Origin of the sequence: Marivita sp. (genome assembly GCF_022763305.1) — a bacterium.
In the GTDB taxonomy this organism is placed as follows: Bacteria; Pseudomonadota; Alphaproteobacteria; order Rhodobacterales; family Rhodobacteraceae; genus Marivita.
Map to the genome: position 1 here is coordinate 61,468 of NZ_JALEGT010000010.1, position 20,226 is coordinate 81,693.

The following is a 20,226-nucleotide window of genomic DNA, read 5'->3' on the forward strand; positions in this document are numbered from 1 at the left end:
ATGTCGGAAGCCATTCTCACACCAATCGAGAAAAAGCCCATCGGCTTCACGGCGGGTGTTCTGGCCGCAGCTGGCGGGTTCGCCGGGCTGTTCATCGGCACTGCCCAAGGGTCGGGCCTGCTGGGCATCATCGTCGGCGCGGCACTGATGGCGGCGCTGGCCTTTGCCGCAATGCAGGTTCTGGGCGAGGCGATGGAAAAGCCGGTGCGCTGGGGGCTGATCACGATTGCGGCCATTGGCGGGTTCCTCTTCAACGCCATTCCCGGTCTGATCATGGGGGGCCTGTTCGGTTGGTTCTTCGGCTGGTTCATCTACTGGATCGGCATGGGGCGCTACCGGGCCCATCTGGTGCCCTACCTGACGCCGGGTCAGGTGCTGTGGCATTACGCGTTCCGTGTGCTGTGCGGTGCGATCTTTGTTTTCCTGATCACACCGATCATCGTGGTCATGCCGCTCTCGTTCAACGCCGAGGACTTCTTTACCTTCACGCCGGAAATGCTGGCCTTCGATCCGGCGGGCTACAGCCTCAAGCACTATCGGGACTTCCTGACCAACCCGGAATGGACCAGCGCGGTCAAGAACTCGCTGTTGGTGGCGCCTGTGGCGACACTGATATCCGTGTCGCTGGGCACGCTGGCGGCCATCGGCCTGAGCCAGAGCCACGTACCGGGCAAACGGGCGATCATGGCGATCCTGATCTCTCCGATGATCGTGCCGCTGATCATCTCGGCGACGGGTATGTATTTCTTCTATTCCAAGATCGGTCTGGTCGGCACCTATTGGGGCATCGTTCTGGCGCACGCGGTGCTGGGCATTCCGTTTGTCATCATCACCGTGACGGCCACGCTTGTAGGCTTTGACCGGTCCCTGACACGGGCGGCGGCCAATATGGGGGCCAACCCGGTGACCACCTTCTTCAAGGTGCAGATGCCGCTGATCCTCCCGGGGGTGATCTCGGGCGGTCTGTTCGCTTTCATCACGTCGTTCGACGAAGTGGTCGTGGTGCTGTTCATCGGCTCGGCCGAGCTGCAGACGCTGCCGTGGCAGATGTTCACCGGCCTGCGCGAGCAGATTTCGCCGACGATTCTTGCGGCTGCGACGATCCTTGTAGGAATCTCGATCTGCCTGCTGACTTCGGTCGAAATCCTGCGCCGCCGGTCGGAACGGCTCCGGGGGATGTCGCCAGGGTAAGGGGAAAGCGCCTTCGAAGGCGCTTACTCCGCATTTTCGAAAATGCGGCTGAAGGCTCTTCGAAGAGCCTTTGCACCAACAAAAAAGGCCCTGCATGGACGTGCAGGGCCTTTCGCTTAGGTTCGGGGTGTCTTTAGCTGCGCACGAGCTTTTCGTACCCTTCCGCGATGTCGCGGGTCAGCGCGCCGACCTCGAAGTTGTAATCGCCAATCTGGCCGACGGGGGTCACTTCCGCTGCTGTGCCGGTGAGCCAGCACTGTTCGAACCCTTCCAGCTCTTCCGGCATGATGTGGCGTTCGTGCACCTTGATCTGACGGTCCCTGAGCATGCCGATCACCGTCTGTCGGGTCAGGCCGTTGAGGAAACAGTCAGGCGTCGGCGTGTGCACTTCGCCGTCCTTGACGAAGAAGATGTTGGCCCCGGTCGCCTCGGCCACATAGCCGCGATAGTCGAACATCATCGCATCCGAGCAGCCTTTGGCTTCGGCGGCGTGCTTGGACATGGTGCAGATCATGTAGAGACCTGCCGCCTTGGCATGGCTGGGGATCGTTTCGGGCGACGGGCGCTTCCATTTGGAGATGTCGAGCTTGGCGCCCTTCATCTTGGCGTCGCCATAATAGGCCCCCCATTCCCAGCTGGCGATGGCCATGCGGACTGGGTTGCGGGCCGAGGCGACACCCATGTCAGGGCCTGCGCCGCGCCAGGCGACCGCGCGTACATAGGCGTCGGACTGACCGTTGGCTTCGAGAACCGCCTTCTTGGCCGCTTCGATTTCGTCTACCGTGTAGGGGATTTCGAAGTCGATCATCTCGGCCGAGCGCTTGAGCCGCTCCGAATGTTCGCGGGATTTGAAGATCTTGCCGTTATAGGCGCGCTCGCCCTCGAATACCGAGCTTGCGTAATGCATCGCATGGGTCAGGATGTGGACATTCGCCGCGCGCCAGTCGATCAGCTGGCCATCCATCCAGATCTTTCCGTCGCGGTCGTCATAGGTTCCGGCCATTTCAATTCTCCTCGCCCGGATTTTCATAAATTGCGCAAATTAGGTCCGCATCGGACATATAATTGCGCCAAAACTGAGATTCGCTACCATTTGAGCCTTGGAATGTCAACAAGACTGACGTATTTTCGAAGGCACTCGAAAACACGGATCGGACGGCGGACCATGGCGGAAGGACACACGCAGAACGCATCGAGCGGACAGTCGTTGCTGTATCTCACGGATGAACAACTGCGTCAGGGCATCGAGGCCATGTTCTTTGCCTATCGCGGCTTTACGGCAGATCCGGACCGCATTCTGGAAGGGTTGTCCTATGGTCGCGCCCATCACCGCGCCATCCATTTCATTCATTGCGCGCCCGGCACGACGGTGAACAACCTGCTCGCCATCCTTGGGGTGACGAAGCAATCGCTGAACCGTGTGTTGCGGACCCTGATCGAAGATGGTCTTGTCACAAGCCATGTGGGACGCAGCGACAAAAGAGAGCGGCATTTGACCCTGACAGAGGCCGGAGAGGCGCTGGAGCAGCAATTGTCCGACGCGCAGCGCGCCCGGATGCGGGATGCCTATCGCAAGGCAGGACCCGAGGCGGTGGCCGGGTTCAAGACGGTGCTGGAGGCGATGATGGATGACGACATGAAGCGCGCCTATCTCGCCCTGAGGGAAGGACGCTGAGATGGCCGATCCTGACGCCCATCTGCTGATTGTCGATGATGACGAACGTATTCGCGGGCTGCTGCAGAAATTCCTGATCCGCAACGGGTTTCTTGTCAGCGCGGCCCGCGATGCCGCCCATGCGCGGCGCATCCTGTCGGGGCTGGATTTCGATCTGATCGTGCTGGACGTGATGATGCCGGGCGAAGACGGGATCAGCCTGACTCGCGGCATCCGGGAGCGGTCGACCACGCCGATCCTTCTCCTGACTGCGCGGGCGGAAACCGAAGACCGCATCGCGGGGCTTGAGGCCGGGGCCGATGATTACCTTGCCAAGCCCTTCGAACCGAAGGAACTTCTGCTGCGGATCAACGCCATTCTGCGCCGGATGCCGGAACAGGTCGCGTTGGACAGTGCGCCGAAATACCTCAACCTCGGCCCGATCCGGTATGACACGGAACGCGCCGAGATGTGGCGTGGGGAAAACCTTGTTCGGCTGACCTCGACCGAGATCCAGTTGATGAAGATCTTTGCCGCCAAGCCGGGCATCGCCCTCAGCCGCACGCAACTGGTCGAAGAACTGGGTCGCGACCGGGGACAAAGCCAGGAACGCGCGGTGGACGTGCAGATCACCCGTCTGCGCCGCAAGCTTGAGGACAATCCGAAACAGCCGCGTTATCTGCAAACAGTGCGCGGCGCCGGGTATATGCTTGCACCCGACTGACGGGTTTGGTCTTTGCGTATCTGAAGAGAGAAAACGGGGGGTGCGCCCATGGCGACAGCTTTGATCACACATGCGGAGTGTCTGGAGCATGTGACACCAGACGGGCATCCCGAACGCGTGGCGCGGTTGGAGCATGTGCTGCACGCCTTGCAGGGGCTGGACCTGCGGCGCGAGAGCGCGCCTTTGGTGGAGCCCGCGCATCTGGCCTATGTGCACCCTCAATCGCATGTGGATGCTATCGTCGCAGCGCAACCTGCCGAAGGGTTTCACCAGCTTGACGCTGATACATGGATGTCGCCCGGCAGCGTGAACGCGGCCTTTCGGGCGGCAGGCGCTGTGGTCAAGGCGGTCGATCTGGTGCTGGACGACGAGGTGGGCAACGCGTTCTGTGCCATCCGTCCGCCGGGGCATCATGCGGAAACGGCAACGCCGATGGGGTTCTGCCTGTTCGGCAACGCGGCCATCGGGGCCAAGCACGCGCTCGAGGCGCATGGCTTGTCCCGTGTCGCGGTGGTGGATTTCGACGTACACCACGGCAATGGCACGCAGGATCTGCTGTGGAACGAGGCGCGGGCGCTGACCATCACCAGCCAGCAGATGCCGCTTTGGCCCGGTACAGGGGATCCGTCGGAACGGGGCGCGCATGACAATGTGCTGAACATACCCTTGCCGCCTCGATCCGGCGGGGCCGAGATGCGGGCCGCCTATGAGGCGCAGGTCTTCCCGCGTCTGAGGGACTTCAAACCGGAGCTGATCATCATCTCCGCAGGTTTTGATGCGCATCAGGACGATCCACTCGCGGAATTGCAGTGGTCGACCGGGGATTTCCGCTGGCTGACCAAACAGCTTTGCGCGCTGGCGGCTGACCTGTGTGACGGGCGGATCGTCTCGACTCTGGAAGGGGGCTATGATTTGTCTGCGCTCGCGGAAAGTGCGCGTGCGCATGTGGAAGAACTGATGGAGGCCGCGTCATGAGCGACACACCTGTGGATCAGATGAGCTTTGAGGCGGCGATGGCCGAGCTTGAAAAGGTGGTGGGCCAGTTGGAGCGCGGAGATGTCGCGCTGGAGGAATCCATTGCGCTTTACGAACGCGGGGCGGCTTTGAAGAAGCGCTGCGAGGCCAAGCTGAACGAGGCGCAGGAAAAGGTCGCGGCGATCACGCTGGACGCCGATGGCAAGCCGACGGGCACCACGCCCTTCGATCCCGAGTAAGCCGGTCTGATGTTTTCCGACGCGCTGCGCCGCGATGCTGCCCGGATCGGCGCGCATCTGGAGACGGTTCTGGCAGGCGAGCCTGACCTGCCTGTGATCGAAGGGATGCGCTATGCCGTGGCCGGGGGCAAACGTCTGCGCGGGTTTCTGGTGATGGAAAGCGCGCGTCTGCATGGCGTGGATGAGGCGCAGGCCATCTGGCCTGCCGCCGCGATCGAGGCGATCCACGCCTACAGCCTCGTGCATGACGATCTGCCCTGCATGGACGATGACGACCTGCGACGGGGTCTGCCGACCGTGCATCGCAAATGGGATGACGGGACGGCAGTTCTGGTGGGCGATGCGTTGCAGACCCTCGGGTTCGAACTGGTGCTGGACCCGGCTTGCCATGGCGATGCTGGCGTTAGGGCCGATCTGGCGCTGAGCCTTGCGCGCGCCTCGGGTCACAAGGGCATGGTGCTGGGGCAGGCGTTGGACATTCAGGCGGAAACCGCCGAGACGCCGCTGACGCTCGACCAGATCACCGCGTTGCAGGCGGGCAAGACCGGGGCGCTGATCGTCTGGTCGGCGCAAGCGGGGGCACGGCTGGCGCAAGCCGACCTCAAGCCTTTGACCGATTATGCCACTGCCCTTGGTCTCGCGTTCCAGATCGCCGACGACATTCTAGACGTCGAGGGCGACGAGACTACCGTTGGCAAGGCGGTGGGCAAGGATGCGGACCGGGGCAAGGCCACGTTTGTCTCTCTGCTGGGGCTCGACGGTGCAAAGCAGCGTGCTTCTCAATTGGTCGAAGCCGCCTGTGATGCCTTGTCGCCCTATGGCGCACAGGCGCAAACCTTGAATGAGGCGGCGCAGTTCGTTATCTCGCGCAACACCTGAGACCATCCGGAGGCGCGGCCCATGTCCTTTTCCACAGAGACCCCGCTTCTTGATACGGTCACGTCCCCGGCAGATCTAAAACGGTTTTCCGATGCGCAGCTTGAGAAGCTTGCGGACGAGTTGCGCCGCGAGACCATTTCTGCCGTGTCAAAGACCGGTGGGCATCTGGGGGCCGGGCTGGGTGTCGTCGAGTTGACCGTTGCCCTGCATGCGATTTTCGATGCACCGCGCGACAAGATCATCTGGGACGTGTCGCACCAGTGTTACCCGCACAAGATCCTGACCGGACGGCGCGATCGCATGGGCACGCTGCGGCAGGAGAACGGGCTGTCGGGTTTTACCAAACGGTCTGAATCTCCGTATGACCCGTTTGGCGCGGCACACAGTTCGACCTCGATCTCTGCCGCTTTGGGCTTTGCCGTTGCGCGCGATCTCGGTGGCAATTGTGACACCGGACATGGCGACGCGATTGCCGTGATCGGGGATGGCGCGATGACCGCCGGGATGGCCTATGAGGCGATGAACCACGCGGGCCATCTGAAAAAGCGCCTGATCGTCATCCTGAACGACAACGAGATGAGCATTGCCCCGCCGGTGGGTGCACTGTCCTCCTACCTCTCGCAGCTTTATGCGGGCGCACCGTTTCAGGACCTGCGTCAGGCGGCCAAGGGTGCGGTGAGCTTCCTGCCCGAGCCGTTTCGCGAAGGGGCAAAGCGGGCAAAGGACTTGCTCAAGGGGATGGCGGTGGGTGGCACCCTGTTCGAGGCGTTGGGCTTTTCCTATGTCGGGCCGATCGACGGGCATGACATGGACCAGCTCCTCCCCGTGCTGCGCACCGTCCGGGAGCGCGCGGACGGACCGATCCTGATCCATGTCGTGACCCAGAAGGGCAAGGGCTATGCCCCCGCCGAGCAGTCGGCGGACCGTGGCCATGCCCGCGCGAAGTTCGACGTGATGACCGGCGAGCAGAAGAAGTCGCCGTCAAACGCGCCCAGCTATACCAAGGTTTTTGCCGACGCCTTGTGCCAGGCTGCCGCGGATGACCCGCGTGTCTGTGCGGTGACGGCGGCGATGCCGGATGGCACCGGGCTTGACCTTTTTGCGGAGCGGTACCCGTCGCGGACCTTTGATGTGGGCATTGCCGAACAGCATGGCGTGACCTTTTGCGCCGGGCTGGCAGCAGGCGGGATGAAGCCCTTCTGCGCAATCTACTCGACTTTCCTGCAACGCGGTTATGATCAGGTTGTGCATGACGTGGCGATCCAGCGACTTCCCGTGCGCTTTGCCATTGACCGCGCCGGACTTGTGGGGGCCGATGGTGCAACGCATGCCGGCAGCTATGACATCGCCTATCTGAGCAACCTGCCAGGCTTTGTCGTCATGGCGGCTGCCGACGAGGCGGAGCTCAAGCACATGGTGGCCACGGCGGTGGCTCATGACACAGGCCCGATCGCGTTCCGCTATCCGCGCGGCGAAGGGCAGGGTGTCGAGATGCCGGAGCGGGGCGAGATTTTACCAATCGGTAAAGGACGCATGATCCATGAGGGCAGCCGTGTGGCGATCCTGTCCTTTGGCACGCGGCTGGGCGAGGTGACGAAGGCCTGCGAAGCCCTTGGTGCCAAGGGCATCAACCCCACGGTGGCGGATGCGCGATTTGCCAAGCCGCTTGATCGTGACCTGATCCTGCAGCTCGCCGCCGATCATGAGGCGCTGATCACCATCGAGGAAGGCGCGATTGGCGGGTTTGGCAGCCATGTGGCCCAGCTTCTGGCCGAGGAACAGGTGTTCGACCATGGGCTCAAGTTCCGGTCGATGGTTCTGCCCGATATCTTCATCGATCAGGCAAGCCCACAGGCGATGTATGATGTTGCCGCGTTGAACGCGGAGCAGATCGAGGCGAAGGTGCTTGATGTTTTGGGTGTCGCTTCGATTGGCAAACGGGCCTAGAAGATCCCGACGATCAAGGCGGCCACCACCGACAGCGACAGCCCCAGAACGATGTACCCGCCGATCAGCACATAGCCGTCACGCACCATGAGCGCAAAGGCTACCAGCGCGACACCTCCGGCGCTGACCGAGGTGAACATCGGCAGAATTTCGAGAAAGGGCCAGGTTGCGGCGACGACCATGACCGCCAGAAGGGCAATCCGGTCCATCGGCGGGCGCGACAGAAACCGAAACCGTTGACGGCTGTTTCGGTCAAGCCAGCCAGCCGGTTTGCGAAGGTAATCCACAGCCTTCTTCAATTGCGGGCCACTTAACCGACGGGATGCCAGAATCCGCGGCAGCCACAGGTGGCTGCGTCCGAAGAACGCCTGGATCGAGATCGTCAGGATCACCAGCCCGCCGATGGTGGGCATCAGCGGGATGATCGACAGGGGCGACACAAGGATCAGGGATGGCACCAGAAGTGCGGCACCGAAGGACCGTGCCCCGACACGGTCGAGCATGTCCTGAATCGACAGACCGGCATGGGCATCATGGTGGTGCATTTCGGCACCGGTCGCCGGGTTGTCGGGATCGAGCGTATCCAGAACATCGGTCAGCGACCGCGGAGCGGCCTGATCTGGTGTCACTGTTTGACCTGCTCTTGTGCAAGGATCGCCGCAAGCCCGGCCCGATAATCCGGATATTTCAGTGTCACACCCAGATCGGATTTGATCCGGTCGTTCCGGACCCGTTTGCTTTCGGCATAGAAACTGCGGGCCATCGGCGACAGTTCGGCATCGTCGAAGGGCATTTCAGGTGGTGCATCGACGCCCAGCAGCGTTGCAGCGTGCAGGATCACGTCCTGCGGCGGGGCTGGGTCGTCATCGCAAAGATTGTAGGCCGTTCCCGGCTTGGGATGCATCATCGACGCTTCGAGCACCTGTGCGATGTCCTCGACATGGATGCGGCTGAACACCTGACCCGGCTTGATGATGCGGCGGGCGGTGCCATCGCGCACCTTGGCGAAGGGCCCGCGTCCCGGGCCGTAGATGCCCGCAAGGCGGAAGATGTGCAAAGGCAGGTCGGGGATGGACGACCACGCCGCTTCGGCCCGGACACGGCGGCGACCGCGTTCGGTGGCCGGCGTCAATGGTGCGCTCTCATCAACCCAGTCGCCTTGCGCATCGCCATAGACACCCGTTGTGGAGAGGTAGCCCACCCAGTCAAGCCGCGTCGCCTGGGCAAGAATATCCGGTTTCAGAAGCGCCAGTGCCGGGTCGCCGTCTTCGGTGGGGCCTGCAGAGACAAGCACGTGGCTGGCATTTTCCAGCCACGGCAGAATAGCCTCGCGGTCCCAGAGAAGGGGCGTGATGCCTTGCGCATGGAACTCATGGAACTTGTCGGGATCTCGCGTCGTGCCTGCAATTCTCCAGCCTTTCGGCGAGAGGCGTTGGGCCAGAAAGGCCGCGCTGTAGCCATGACCAAGAGAGAGTAACGTTTGTTCCATAAGTCGAAATTGGGACTACATCATCGAAAACCAAGTGGGGCATACACCCACACACAACAAATTTAACGCTCAAGAGGCGTAATCGGATCCCTCGGCATCCAGAATTTTTTTCAACTCCGACAAATGGCGCGCGTCCTGCTCGGGGTATCCTTCCAGTTCTTGTGCGGTTTTCTCTGCGATTTCGTCGGACAGCACCTTGAGCGGCCGCCCGGTCTGCAGGGCGCGGATATAGGTTTCCGCAGCCCGTTCGAAATAATACAGCCGGTTGAACGTGTCCGCGACGCTGTCCCCGATCACCATCACGCCGTGGTTGCCCATGATCATCACCTTCTGCTTCGGGTCGGTGAAGAGCTGCGCACAGCGCTCGCCTTCTTCCTCGAAAGCCAGCCCGCCGTAATGACTGTCGATGACATAGCGGTTGAAGAAGGTGGCGCAGTTCTGGTCGATCGGCGGAAGACGCGGGTCTTCGAGGCAAGCCAGAACGGTGGCGTGGATCGAATGGACATGCATCGCGCACCGGGCATGCGGACAATGGCGATGCAACCCGCCATGCAGGCCCCACGCGGTTGGGTCGGGGGCATTCGGCCCCTTGAGAGTGTCAGGATCGTTTGCGTCGACGACCAACAGGTCGCTCGCCTTGATGCGGGAAAAGTGCATCTGGTTCGGGTTCATCAGGAACCGCGTGCCGTCGTCGTTGATCGACAGGCTGAAATGGTTGGCCACACCTTCGTGCATGTTGAGCCGTGCCGTCCACCGAAATGCAGCCGCAAGATCAACACGTTCCTGCCAGTGGTCGATATTGGGGGCGAATTGTGTGACGGACATCGGAGCCTCCTGTCTTTGGGCCAGAGCAAGCCTTTCGCAGGGTAAAGTCAAGCGCCGTCCTCATTCAGCAGGGCAAGCAAGTGCGCTTCGACGCGTCTCAGGCCGCGGACGTCCGGGATGTTCGCGCGAAGGCGGTCCCGTCGCCCGGAGGTGTCATCATGCAGGTCGATGACAGCGGGATGAATGTAGGAGGACCGGCAGATCGCGGGCGTGTTGTTCAGGCGGTGTGACGCCGCCTCGGTCATGGCTTTGATCGTTGCCACGTCATCCGACAGAGCGGTTTCCAGCCCGGCGACTGATCCACTCCAGGTGCGGAACGTCTTGGCGGTCAAGGCGTCGTTCTCGAGAAACCCGGTCAGGAATGCGTTGACATCGCCCGAAGTGACGGACCGTGCCGCGCCTGTGTCGTCAGTCCATGCCATGAGTTCGGGGCCCGGCAGATCATCCAGCCGTGACAGAACCCGGTTCAGGGTTCGGTCTTTCAGGGATTTCCGGATTCGCTTGCCCCCTTTGCCCTGGTAGGTCAGCTCAAGACCTTCCGGATCAAGGCGCAGATGGCGTTTGCGCAGGGTCGTCGCGCCGAAGGTTTTGTTGTCGCGGGTATAATCCGCGGTGCCGACGCGCAGGCTGGCGCGGTCGATCAGGGCGATGACGGCGGCAATGGCATAGTCGTGATCGCCGGCTTCTGACCTGCGCAGGTCGCGCAGGATGCGGCGGCGCAGGCTGGGCAGTTTCTGTCCGAAATTCCGCAGATGTGCGAATTTCTGTTGGGCGCGAAAGCTGCTCCAGTCCGGGTGATAGCGGTACTGCTTGCGGGTTTTCGCATCACGCCCTGTGGCCTGAAGATGGCCCTTGTCCAGTGGACACATCCAGACATCCTCCCATGCGGGTGGGACACCCAGGCCGGAGAGGCGCTTGCGTTCGTCCGAATTGTCGATCCGCGTGCCATCAGGCGCGATGTAGGAAAAGCCCGTTCCGCGCCGTTCGCGGCGGATGCCGGGACGGCTGTCCGGATAGTATTCAAGGTGCGGGATGATCGGCATGCCGGGCCAACGCACGATAGATGCGCGGGTTCCCGATCAGAGCGGGCGGGACGGAACCCAGGCATAGCCGTCGTCACAGAGCAGGTAGCATTCGCGCAGGCCATGCGGCTTGTCGGTCGGCGGCTGCAGGATGGTGAAACCCAGCGTCTCGGCCCGGGCCGCGGCATCATCGGGGTCGGTGTCGAACAGGTTGATCTGCACGCCTGCCCCCCGTGGCGGGGTCTCGGGCAGAAGCCCGGAGAGGGGATGCGCGGCATAGGTCGCGTCGGCATGCAGTTGAAAGAGTTGAGTGCCATAGGCAAGAATTGCGAAATCCCGGCTGACGCGGTGCGCCTGCATCCCGAAAAGCCCGGAGAGCCGTGCTGCCTGCGCCTCGACATCGCGCACAAGGAGGTTGAGACCGAGGCCCCGCAGAGATGCCCCGAACGCGGCTGCGGATACGGTTTCATAGTCCATCGGGACCCCTTTCGGCAAATGTCAGCTCTTCTGACCCTTTCTGCAGCTTGATCCTGCCCATGCAAGCTGTCAACCTGCGCCGAAACATGGCGAAACCCCCGGAAAGGCACTGAATGCAGCACCGCTCGATCAATCTCGATATCGTCACTCCGGACAGTCCGGCGCCGGAACGTTTCGAGGAGGCCGGGGCTGCCGTTGATCGGCTGTGCGAGCTTTATGACATGGCCACTCGGTTCCTGTGCGACAGCTTCCAGAAAGCGATGGAGCAGGGTCATCCGGGTGTGCGGTATCGCGCGTTCTACCCCGAGGTGCGGATCACGACGACCAGCTTTGCCAAGGTGGACAGCCGGTTGAGTTTCGGCCACGTGGCGCATCCGGGCACCCATGCTGCCACGATCACCCGGCCTGACCTGTTCCGGCATTATCTCGAGCAGCAGATTTCGCTCTTGCTGGAAAACCACGGTGTGCCGGTCGAGATCGGGGTGTCGGATACGCCGATGCCAGTGCATTTCGCGGTGGCAAATGATGCGACGATCACGGTTCCTCAGGAAGGTGCCGCCGATTTCATCCTGCGCGATGTCTTCGATGTGCCGGATCTGGCGACGACGAACGATGATATCGTCAACGGGGTGGCCAAGCCTGCGCCCGACGGCACGGAACCGCTGGCGCCCTTCACCGCGCAGCGTGTGGACTATTCGCTGGCGCGGCTGTCGCATTACACGGCAACCGACCCGCATCATTTCCAGAACCACGTTCTGTTCACCAACTACCAGTTTTACGTGGCCGAGTTCGAAGCCTATGCGCGGGCGCAACTGGCCGACCCAAGCAGCGGCTATACAAGTTTCGTCAGCACCGGAAATGCCGAGATTTTCGAGGCGGATGCGCCGTTGCCTGCGGTCGACAAGATGCCCCAGATGCCGACCTACCATCTCAAGCGCAAAGGCGGGGCTGGGATCACGCTGGTGAATATCGGGGTAGGCCCGTCGAACGCCAAGACGGCAACGGATCATATCGCGGTGTTGCGGCCGCATGCTTGGCTGATGGTCGGGCATTGCGCGGGTCTGCGCAATTCGCAGAGCCTGGGTGATTTCGTTCTGGCCCATGCCTATCTGCGCGAGGACCGGGTGCTGGATGACGATCTGCCGGTCTGGGTGCCGATCCCGGCGCTGGCCGAAATCCAGATCGCGCTGGAACGGGCCGTGGCGACGGAAACGCAACTCGAGGGGTACGACCTCAAGCGCATCATGCGGACAGGGACCGTGGCGAGCGTGGACAACCGCAACTGGGAACTGCGCGACCAGCGTGGCCCGGTGCAGCGCCTGAGCCAGAGCCGCGCGATTGCGCTCGATATGGAAAGTGCCACCATTGCGGCCAACGGATTCCGGTTCCGGGTGCCCTATGGCACGCTTCTGTGTGTCAGCGACAAGCCCCTGCATGGCGAATTGAAGCTGCCCGGGATGGCGTCGGATTTCTATAAGACGCAGGTGGCGCGGCACCTGATGATCGGCATTCACGCGATGGAACATCTGCGCGAGATGCCGCTGGAACGCATCCACAGCCGGAAGCTGCGGAGCTTCGAGGAAACCGCGTTTTTGTAAGCGATTCTGTCTTTGCGACACCGAATGGCGGATTCCTTTGGATTTCGGTGTGACAAAGCGGTGGAAATCGGCTGAAAAAGGCGAAAAACGCAAGGGAAAGCCCTACCAACCGTTGTGTTTCCCCGCAATATACGGTTAGTTTTTGCACACGAGGCCCAAGATCGGGCAGTTAAGGAGACCACGAAATGGCGAAACCAATGACCAAGACCCAGCTTGTGGCCGCTCTGGCCGAAGAAATGGGCAGCGACAAGAAAACCGCAGGCGCGGCACTGGACGCGGTGACAAGCATCATCACCAAGGAAGTTGCAGGCGGCGGTGCCGTGACCCTTCCCGGCGTTGGCAAAATCTATTGCCGCGAGCGTCCCGAGCGCATGGTGCGCAACCCGGCCACAGGCGAGCAGTTCAAGAAAGAAGCCGACAAAGTGGTCAAGATGACCATCGCGAAGGCCCTCAAGGACAGCGTGAACGGCTGATCCGACCTCTGGACTTACCTCAAAGGCCGCTCGTTCGAGCGGCCTTTTGCATTTCTGGGCTCAGGACTTCGGCGTGCTGTGTTCCTCGTGCAGCGCGGTATCGAGTTTGCCTTCCTCAATGCCTTCGTTTTTCCAAAGCGGCACACCGGTCGACACAACCGAGCGGCCCATCATGTGAGCGCCGATCGGGGCGGTGAGCAGGATGAACAGCACGATGGCGATCACCCGGATGATGATGTCCGACGTGCCGAAGATCACCGCACAGGACAGCAGGATCAGCCCGCAGGCCAGTGTGCCGATCTTGGTCGACGCGTGCATCCGCAAGAGCACATCCGGAAGGCGCACAAGGCCAAGCGCACCGATCACGGCAAAGAACCCGCCGAGGATGATCAGGGAGCCGGTGACAATCTCAATCATTCTGAGACCTTTCTCTGCTGCGTTCGGTGTTGCGTTCGGCAAAGCGGGCAAGGGCGACCGTCGCAAGGAAGCCGACCAGCGCCAAAACCAGTGCCACATCAAGGAAGGCGGGCGTGCCATAGCGGATGGCGGCAAGGCCGCAGAAGGCGACGATGGCCACGGTCATGAAATCCAGCGCCACAACACGGTCCTGCAGGCTTGGGCCTTTGATCAGGCGGACGAAGGCCAGCACGACGGAAAACACGACGCACATGAACCCGATTTCAAGGCTGATTTCGAGAAATCCATCCATCACGCGCCCTCCACGGCATCAATCACCCAACGCTCCATCCCATCTTTCAGGCTTTTGCGCAGGGCGTCGGGATCATCGGCAAACATCGCATGCACCAGCAGCGTCTTGCGATCTTCGCTGACGTCAAGGCTCAGCGTGCCGGGGGTCAGCGAGATCAGGTTGGTGACCAGTAAAATCCCGGTGTCGGTTTTCACGTCGAGCGGCACCTCTATGATCGCCGGACGCGACCGGTGGCGTGGGGTCAGCACGTCGATGGCGACAGCGATGCTCGAAACGATCAGTTCGTAGTGGAACATGATCACCAGCTTGATCCATGCCGTGACGCGCCGGAAATAGGTGCTGGTTCCGATCAGCGGCTGGATCAGCCACAGCGCGCCATAGCCGATCACGAAGCCGGTGATCAGGCCAACCAGTGAGACGGACCCCGTAAACGCGACCCACGCGATGGCGAGGATGATGTTCAGTCCAAACGTGTTCATGGCTGCTCTCCCAGCACCGCGGTGATGTAGGCTGTCGGGTCAAGAAGCTGCGCGGCCGAGGCTTCGGCGAATTGCACGAAGGGTTCGGGCATCGTGCCGATGACAACGGTCAGAACCGCAAGCCCGGCAATCGGGATCAGCATTGCAGCGCGGTCGCGGTTGCTGAGCAATGACAGTTTCGGCTCAACCCCGTCGGGATGCGGTTCCCAGAACGCCTGCGCCCAGATCTTGGTCATCGAATAGATGGTGAGCAGACCCACGGCAAGCGCGATGCCCGCGATGATCCAGCCCTGAACGTCGAGCGCCGCTTTGACCAGCAGGAACTTGGCCCAGAAGCCCGAGAGCGGCGGGAAGCCCGCAAGCGAGAAGGCCGGGACGACGAAGAGCACGGCGAGGAGTGGCGCGGATTTGTAGAGACCGCCGATCCGCGACAGCTCGGTCCCGCCAGTGATGCGCTGGGCGACACCCGCGATCAGGAACAGGTTCGCCTTCACCACGATATGGTGCACGAGGTAGAACACCGCACCGACGATGGCGAGCGGGGTCAGCAAGGCAAGACCAAGGATCATGTAGCCGATCTGGCTGACGATGTGGAACGACAGGATCTTGCGCATGTCGGATTGTGCTGCCGCGCCCAAAACACCGACGACCATGGTAAAGCCCGCCACCCAAAGCAGGATCGTGTGGGTGAACGCCGTGTCATGGTCGAAGATCAGCGTGAAGGTTCGCAGGAGGGCGTAGACGCCGACTTTGGTCAGCAACCCTGCGAACACCGCCGAGACCGAGAAGGCAGGCGTATGGTATGAGGCGGGCAGCCAGAAGAAGAGAGGGAAGACCGCTGCCTTCACGCCGAACGCGATCATGAAGAGGACCGCAACGATGGTCAGCAGGCGCTGATCGGCTCCGTCCACCGCTGTCGCCAGATCGGCCATGTTGAGCGTGCCGGTCATGCCGTACAGCAGGCCGATACCCGTCAGGAACATGATGGTCGAGACAAGGTTCAGCGCGACGTATTTCACGCCGCCGTCGATCTGCTCGGGGCGTCCGCCCAGCACCAGAAGGCCGAAGGACGCAATCAGCATGACCTCGAACCAGACGTAGAGGTTGAAAAGGTCACCAGTGATGAACGCGCCGACGACGCCCGCAATCAGCATGTTGAAAAGCGCATGATAGCCCAGACGCTCCATCCCTTCGTCGACATCTGCGATGGCGTAGATGGACACGGCGACCGCAACGATGGCGGTGATCAGAACCATGACGGCAGACAGAAGATCGGCCACCAGCGTGATGCCGAACGGCGCGGGCCAGTTGCCCATCTGCCCAGCGATCACGCCTTCGCGCAGAACGGTTGCCATCAGGACAATCGACGCAACCAGCAGCACGAAGGATCCGGCTACGGAAATCCAGCGCCCCAGGGGGCTTTGCCGCGTGAGGAACGCAAGGACAGCCGTCAGGAAGGGAATGACGACGGGAAGTGCAAGAAGCCAGCTCACTTAGGTGCCTCTTCGGGTTCGGCCAAACGCATGTCGTCCGGCGTCAGGGAATTCAGGGTGGTCCACGCGCGGAAAACCAGCACAATGGCAAAGGCGAAAAGGCCAAAGCCGATCACGATGGCGGTCAGTACGAGCGCCTGCGGCAGGGCGTTGGCCGCAATCGTAGGTGCATCCGCACCTTCGGGGATCAGCGGCGGCGCGCCGTCAGTGAGGCGGCCAGCGACAAAGATCGTCAGGTTCGCGGCGTTCGAGATCAGCACGAGGCCGAAGATGAACCGCAGAAGATGGTTCGACAGCATCAGGTAGACCGCCGCCGCGACCAGAACGCCGATGGTGATGGCAAAAAGGAACTCCATCAGATTTCCTCCTCCATGGCGAAGACAAGGGTGAGGATCGACCCGAAGACCACGAGGTACACGCCGATGTCGAAGACCAGCACCGACGACAGGGGCAGACCCTTGTCGTCCTCGGTCGCACCGATGAACAACCATTGCCCGGTGAAGAGCGCATCGCCAAAGAGTGCTGCGAACAAACCGGCGGCAAGGGCGATGCCCAGACCCCAGATCGCGATGGTCTGCGGCATGACGCGCAGCGCCGCGCGGGCGTCTTGGGTGCCGCAGGCGATGGCGTAAAGGACAAAGCCGGTGGCCCCGGTCAAACCGCCGATGAAGCCGCCACCGGGTTCGTTATGGCCGCGCAGCATCATGTAGAACGAGAACACGAGCAGCAGACCGGCAAGGTAGCGCGTGCCGACGCGCAGGATGACGGAATTCATTTCTGGTCTCCTTTGCGTGTTGTGCGCAGCAGCGCGTAGGCCGACAGGGCGGCGATCACGACGACCGCGATCTCTCCGAATGTGTCGAGTGCGCGGAAGTCCACGAGGATGACGTTGACGATGTTGCGTCCGTAGGCTTCGGGCCAGCTTGTCACCTCGAAATACTCGGTCAGGCGCAGATCAAGCGGGCTGGAGACCACGGCGATCAGGGTGAGCGATACGGCAACGCCAACGGCGATGGAGAGCACCGCATGGCCCGGGCGGAACTCGGCCTTGGGCAGTGAGGGCAGGCGCAGCATGACGACCGCCACCAGCACGACGATCAGCGTTTCGACCAAAAGCTGGGTGATCGCCACGTCAGGGGCGCTGAACACGATGAAGATCAGCGCGATGCCGATGCCGACCACGCCAAGGGCCGCAATCCCGGCAATGCGCGAATTGGTGACCAGTGCCAGCAATGCGCCCGCAATGGTCAGCAGGGCAATCGAGGTGTGCTTCCACTCCACATCGGACAGATCGACTGCGATCATCGGCATACCGGTGTAAAGCAGTGTCAGCAGGATGCCTGCCGCGATGGTCACGAACGTGCCGAAGAGATAGCTGGAGAGTTTGCCGTTTTGCACAAGCTGGGTTTGCCACTTTGCAAATCCCTTGAGGCCATCAAGGAAGCTGTCCCAGCCCTTGTCGAGGTTCGGGATGGATTGGAAACCCCGCTCCAGCAGTGCGCGCAACTGGACGTGACGCCAGTAGAACAGCAGGCCAAGCACAAAGGTCGCGATGCTGAGGAACAGGGGGATGTTGATCCCTGCCCAGAGCTTGAGTTCTTTCGCCTCGCCGACCTCGCCCGTCAGCGAAATCACGGTCGGGTTGATCAGGGCCACTTGCAGCAGGTCGGGGTAGATGCCGAAGACCGCGCCAAGGCTGGCAAGGATGATCGGCCCGGCCCACATCTGCCAGGGCGCTTCACGTGGCGATTGGCCGGATGGGACGGTCCCTTGCCAGAACGGGCGGAACGCGACGACACCGGCCACGGCGAGCATAAGCGCGTTCGACAAGAGCGCGGCACCGGCCACGAACAGAGGCTCGGACGCCACAGCGATGGCGCCTGCGTATTTCAGTTCCTTGCCGATGAAGCCAAGGAAGGGCGGGAAACCTGCCATCGACAGAGCAGCCAAGGCTGCGGCTACGGCTGTGATCGGCATGATCCGCCCCAGCCCGCCCAGTTGATCGGTCTCGCGCGTGCCGGTGGAGAGGTCGATGCAGCCCACGACAAGGAAGAGTGACGCTTTATAGAGCGAGTGCACGATCAGGAAGGTTGCAAAGGCGGTCATCGCGTAGCCCGACTCCTGCCCCAGAAAGAGCGTCAGCGTGCCAAGCGCCATGAGTGTCGTATAGGCCAGCGCCTGCTTGAGGTCGGTCTGGCGCAGCGCCAGAAGGCTGGCGAACACGGCCGTCAGCGCTCCGAAGATGGTCAGCGTCCAGAGCCAGACGTCCGTGCCGGACATCGCCGGGTGCATCCGCGCCATGACGTAAACGCCCGCCTTGACCATGGTGGCCGAGTGCAGAAAGGCACTGACCGGGGTGGGCGCGGCCATTGCGTTGGGCAGCCAGAAATGGAACGGCACCTGCGCCGATTTGGTGAACGTGCCCGCCAGCAGCAGGATCAGTATCGGCAGGTACATCGCGTGCTCTTTGAGCGCGCTGCCCTGCGCGATGATGCCGGAGATGCTCGTGGTGCCCGAGGCGGCGGCGAGCAGGATCAGTCCTGCAAGGAAAGCCAGCCCGCCCGCGCCGGTGACGAACAGCGCCTGCAACGCATTGCGGCGGCTTTTCTCGGCCTCGTGCGAAAAGCCGATCAGCATGTAGGAGGTGAGCGTCGTCAACTCCCAGAAGACGAAGAGCAGGATCAGGTCGTCCGCCAGCACAAGGCCCAGCATCGACACCATGAAGGCAGTCAGGAACAGTGCGAACCGGGAATATTGCGGATGCCCGGCGAGGTAGGTGTTGGAGTAGAGCAGGACCAGTGTCCCGATGCCCGAGATGAGCAACGAGAAGGTAAGGCTGAGCCCGTCCACGAGAAATGCCAATTCGATGCCCAGCGACGGAATCCACGGGATCGTCAGGCGGATCACCTCGGCCGCGGCAATGGTCGGAACCATCGACGCGAACCAGGCAAAAAGCGCAGCGGCAAACAGCACCGGGACAGTCCCGGTCAGCCCGTTGCCGCGCGTGTCTGTGGGAAATCCGCCAGCCATCAATGGATACCTCCTGTGGGTCCTGCGCCGATCGGGGTCACGAAGCCGGGGGCTTTCGCGGTGAGAACCGAGCAACTCACATGGTTGAGAATGGTTTCGGCTGTTTCGCCGATAAAAAGACCGGACACGCCCGTTCGGGTCAGCGTGCCCATGACGATGGTGTCGATGCCTTCGGCCGCGACGTGTTCGGGGATCACGTCCCCGGCGACACCCTTGATGTGCAGGACGCGCATGATGTCGTCGAATTCGGAATAGGCCGCGACAAGGCTTTGCAGTCGCGCCTTGCTGTCGTTCTGAGCCTGCGCCACCAAACGGTCGATGTCGCCCTCTGGGATGTTCGCAAGCCCATGGCGCAGCGTGCTTTCCTCCTGCAGGCGCCAGACATGGATGACGTCGAGCTTCGCGCCGTCATTGCGGGCAAGCGCCGTTGCAAGGTCCATGATCGTCCTGTTCAGGATATCGCGGGCGGGTTCGTCGGACATCGGATCGACGGCGACGAGGATGCGCTGCGACTGTGGCTCGGCAGCCGAGTTGAGCACCCAGATCGGACAGGGGCATTTGCGCAGCAGATGCATGTCCGCGCCGGGAAAGAACCGGCGGCCGGCAGCGCGATGGGCGCCCTTGATCACGATGTCATGCCTGTCGCGGAGCACCTGGCGGATGACCTCGATGAAGGGTGTGCCGATCAGGATCTTGGTCTCGACCTCGATCCCCTTGTCCCGCAGCGCCTGGGCGCGGTCTTCCAGCTTGGCACGGTGAACCGCGACGACAGTCTCGCCGATCTGCTGGCTTCCAAGGCCGGGAATGACGGAAAACAGGCGCGAGATATCCTGCGCGCCGCCGCTGTCGATTGTTGTGACCATCGTGACGCGGGCCGCATTGGCCGATGCAAGCCAGATCACGCGCTCCAGCGCCAGTTCATAGGCGCTTTGCTCGTCGCACACGAAAAGAATGTTCCTGAAACCCTGCACGCGTCCCGTCCCCTTGCCCAAACTTCGAGATAGGGTGGAAGTTTCATTGAC

The 20,226-nt window shown here is 61.9% G+C and carries 23 protein-coding genes; 9 read left to right on the forward strand and 14 right to left on the reverse strand.

All coding sequences use genetic code 11. From position 1 onward, the window contains the following. Entirely contained in the window at nucleotides 1-1,191 is a 1,191-nt protein-coding gene (locus tag MRY75_RS00890) for an ABC transporter permease (protein ID WP_292305258.1), read from the forward strand. Between the two features lie 133 nt (nucleotides 1,192-1,324). Here the strand turns inward: MRY75_RS00890 and MRY75_RS00895 are convergent, their stop codons facing one another. Further along, nucleotides 1,325-2,194, reverse strand: a complete 870-nt coding sequence (locus MRY75_RS00895; protein WP_292305259.1) for a branched-chain amino acid aminotransferase — start codon at nucleotides 2,192-2,194, stop codon at nucleotides 1,325-1,327. Nucleotides 2,195-2,356: 162 nt separating this feature from the next. Here MRY75_RS00895 and MRY75_RS00900 point away from each other — a divergent pair, with 162 nt between their 5' ends. The 6 genes from MRY75_RS00900 to dxs are packed head-to-tail and all read left to right on the forward strand — an operon-like array spanning nucleotide 2,357 to nucleotide 7,609. Beyond that, the gene (locus MRY75_RS00900) at nucleotides 2,357-2,866 is read left to right on the forward strand and encodes a MarR family transcriptional regulator (RefSeq protein WP_292305260.1); all 510 of its coding nucleotides are present in this window, start codon (nucleotides 2,357-2,359) and stop codon (nucleotides 2,864-2,866) included. A gap of 1 nt (nucleotide 2,867) precedes the next feature. Then, a complete protein-coding gene (locus tag MRY75_RS00905; RefSeq protein ID WP_292305261.1) occupies nucleotides 2,868-3,569 on the forward strand; it encodes a response regulator in 702 nt (233 codons plus the stop codon). Between the two features lie 48 nt (nucleotides 3,570-3,617). Beyond that, nucleotides 3,618-4,544, forward strand: a complete 927-nt coding sequence (locus tag MRY75_RS00910; protein ID WP_292305262.1) for a histone deacetylase family protein — start codon at nucleotides 3,618-3,620, stop codon at nucleotides 4,542-4,544. Beyond that, complete coding sequence (locus MRY75_RS00915; RefSeq protein ID WP_292305263.1) at nucleotides 4,541-4,783, forward strand: exodeoxyribonuclease VII small subunit; 243 nt, start codon at nucleotides 4,541-4,543, stop codon at nucleotides 4,781-4,783. The genes MRY75_RS00910 and MRY75_RS00915 overlap by 4 nt, the downstream gene beginning before the upstream one ends. 9 nt (nucleotides 4,784-4,792) lie before the next feature. Then, nucleotides 4,793-5,662 carry a polyprenyl synthetase family protein gene (locus tag MRY75_RS00920; protein WP_292305264.1) on the forward strand — a complete coding sequence of 290 codons (870 nt, stop codon included), beginning with the start codon at nucleotides 4,793-4,795 and terminating at the stop codon, nucleotides 5,660-5,662. Nucleotides 5,663-5,683: 21 nt separating this feature from the next. Then, nucleotides 5,684-7,609 (forward strand): 1-deoxy-D-xylulose-5-phosphate synthase, encoded by a 1,926-nt coding sequence (gene dxs / locus MRY75_RS00925; protein ID WP_292305265.1) that lies wholly within the window; start codon nucleotides 5,684-5,686, stop codon nucleotides 7,607-7,609. On the opposite strand, the gene MRY75_RS00930 is transcribed toward dxs, so the two are convergent. The 5 genes from MRY75_RS00930 to MRY75_RS00950 form a co-directional block, all read right to left on the reverse strand. Beyond that, nucleotides 7,606-8,238 (reverse strand): exopolysaccharide biosynthesis protein, encoded by a 633-nt coding sequence (locus tag MRY75_RS00930; RefSeq protein WP_292305266.1) that lies wholly within the window; start codon nucleotides 8,236-8,238, stop codon nucleotides 7,606-7,608. The genes dxs and MRY75_RS00930 overlap by 4 nt on opposite strands. Continuing rightward, on the reverse strand, nucleotides 8,235-9,098 hold the full coding sequence (locus MRY75_RS00935; RefSeq protein ID WP_292305267.1) for an SDR family oxidoreductase: 864 nt from the start codon (nucleotides 9,096-9,098) through the stop codon (nucleotides 8,235-8,237). The genes MRY75_RS00930 and MRY75_RS00935 overlap by 4 nt, the downstream gene beginning before the upstream one ends. 69 nt (nucleotides 9,099-9,167) lie before the next feature. Next, the gene (locus tag MRY75_RS00940) at nucleotides 9,168-9,923 is read right to left on the reverse strand and encodes a class II aldolase and adducin N-terminal domain-containing protein (RefSeq protein ID WP_292305268.1); all 756 of its coding nucleotides are present in this window, start codon (nucleotides 9,921-9,923) and stop codon (nucleotides 9,168-9,170) included. A gap of 47 nt (nucleotides 9,924-9,970) precedes the next feature. After that, complete coding sequence (locus MRY75_RS00945; protein ID WP_292305269.1) at nucleotides 9,971-10,966, reverse strand: DNA topoisomerase IB; 996 nt, start codon at nucleotides 10,964-10,966, stop codon at nucleotides 9,971-9,973. Nucleotides 10,967-11,002: 36 nt separating this feature from the next. Beyond that, on the reverse strand, nucleotides 11,003-11,422 hold the full coding sequence (locus MRY75_RS00950) for a VOC family protein (RefSeq protein ID WP_292305270.1): 420 nt from the start codon (nucleotides 11,420-11,422) through the stop codon (nucleotides 11,003-11,005). Between the two features lie 113 nt (nucleotides 11,423-11,535). Between MRY75_RS00950 and MRY75_RS00955 the strand changes: the two genes are divergently transcribed. Both MRY75_RS00955 and MRY75_RS00960 read left to right on the forward strand, forming a co-directional pair. Next, nucleotides 11,536-13,020: an AMP nucleosidase gene (locus MRY75_RS00955; RefSeq protein ID WP_292305271.1), complete on the forward strand. Its 1,485-nt coding sequence runs from the start codon at nucleotides 11,536-11,538 to the stop codon at nucleotides 13,018-13,020. A 185-nt stretch (nucleotides 13,021-13,205) separates the two neighbouring features. Beyond that, nucleotides 13,206-13,493 (forward strand): HU family DNA-binding protein, encoded by a 288-nt coding sequence (locus MRY75_RS00960; RefSeq protein ID WP_292305272.1) that lies wholly within the window; start codon nucleotides 13,206-13,208, stop codon nucleotides 13,491-13,493. A 60-nt stretch (nucleotides 13,494-13,553) separates the two neighbouring features. Here the strand turns inward: MRY75_RS00960 and mnhG are convergent, their stop codons facing one another. Genes mnhG through MRY75_RS01000 form a run of 8 tightly spaced genes read right to left on the reverse strand, consistent with a single transcriptional unit; the run spans nucleotide 13,554 to nucleotide 20,175 of the window. Then, nucleotides 13,554-13,910: a monovalent cation/H(+) antiporter subunit G gene (gene mnhG / locus MRY75_RS00965; RefSeq protein WP_292305273.1), complete on the reverse strand. Its 357-nt coding sequence runs from the start codon at nucleotides 13,908-13,910 to the stop codon at nucleotides 13,554-13,556. Continuing rightward, nucleotides 13,903-14,202, reverse strand: coding sequence for a cation:proton antiporter (locus tag MRY75_RS00970; RefSeq protein ID WP_292305274.1), 300 nt, complete (start codon nucleotides 14,200-14,202; stop codon nucleotides 13,903-13,905). The genes mnhG and MRY75_RS00970 overlap by 8 nt, the downstream gene beginning before the upstream one ends. Next, complete coding sequence (locus MRY75_RS00975) at nucleotides 14,202-14,681, reverse strand: Na+/H+ antiporter subunit E (RefSeq protein ID WP_292305275.1); 480 nt, start codon at nucleotides 14,679-14,681, stop codon at nucleotides 14,202-14,204. Before MRY75_RS00975 ends, MRY75_RS00970 begins: the two co-directional genes overlap by 1 nt. Continuing rightward, nucleotides 14,678-16,174 (reverse strand): Na+/H+ antiporter subunit D, encoded by a 1,497-nt coding sequence (locus MRY75_RS00980; protein ID WP_292305276.1) that lies wholly within the window; start codon nucleotides 16,172-16,174, stop codon nucleotides 14,678-14,680. The genes MRY75_RS00975 and MRY75_RS00980 overlap by 4 nt, the downstream gene beginning before the upstream one ends. Beyond that, nucleotides 16,171-16,530 (reverse strand): Na+/H+ antiporter subunit C, encoded by a 360-nt coding sequence (locus MRY75_RS00985; RefSeq protein ID WP_292305277.1) that lies wholly within the window; start codon nucleotides 16,528-16,530, stop codon nucleotides 16,171-16,173. Before MRY75_RS00985 ends, MRY75_RS00980 begins: the two co-directional genes overlap by 4 nt. Beyond that, complete coding sequence (locus MRY75_RS00990; RefSeq protein ID WP_085635477.1) at nucleotides 16,530-16,949, reverse strand: MnhB domain-containing protein; 420 nt, start codon at nucleotides 16,947-16,949, stop codon at nucleotides 16,530-16,532. The genes MRY75_RS00985 and MRY75_RS00990 overlap by 1 nt, the downstream gene beginning before the upstream one ends. Continuing rightward, a complete protein-coding gene (locus tag MRY75_RS00995) occupies nucleotides 16,946-19,204 on the reverse strand; it encodes a putative monovalent cation/H+ antiporter subunit A (protein WP_292305278.1) in 2,259 nt (752 codons plus the stop codon). Before MRY75_RS00995 ends, MRY75_RS00990 begins: the two co-directional genes overlap by 4 nt. Beyond that, entirely contained in the window at nucleotides 19,204-20,175 is a 972-nt protein-coding gene (locus tag MRY75_RS01000) for a universal stress protein (RefSeq protein ID WP_292305279.1), read from the reverse strand. The genes MRY75_RS00995 and MRY75_RS01000 overlap by 1 nt, the downstream gene beginning before the upstream one ends. Nucleotides 20,176-20,226 lie beyond the last annotated feature (51 nt).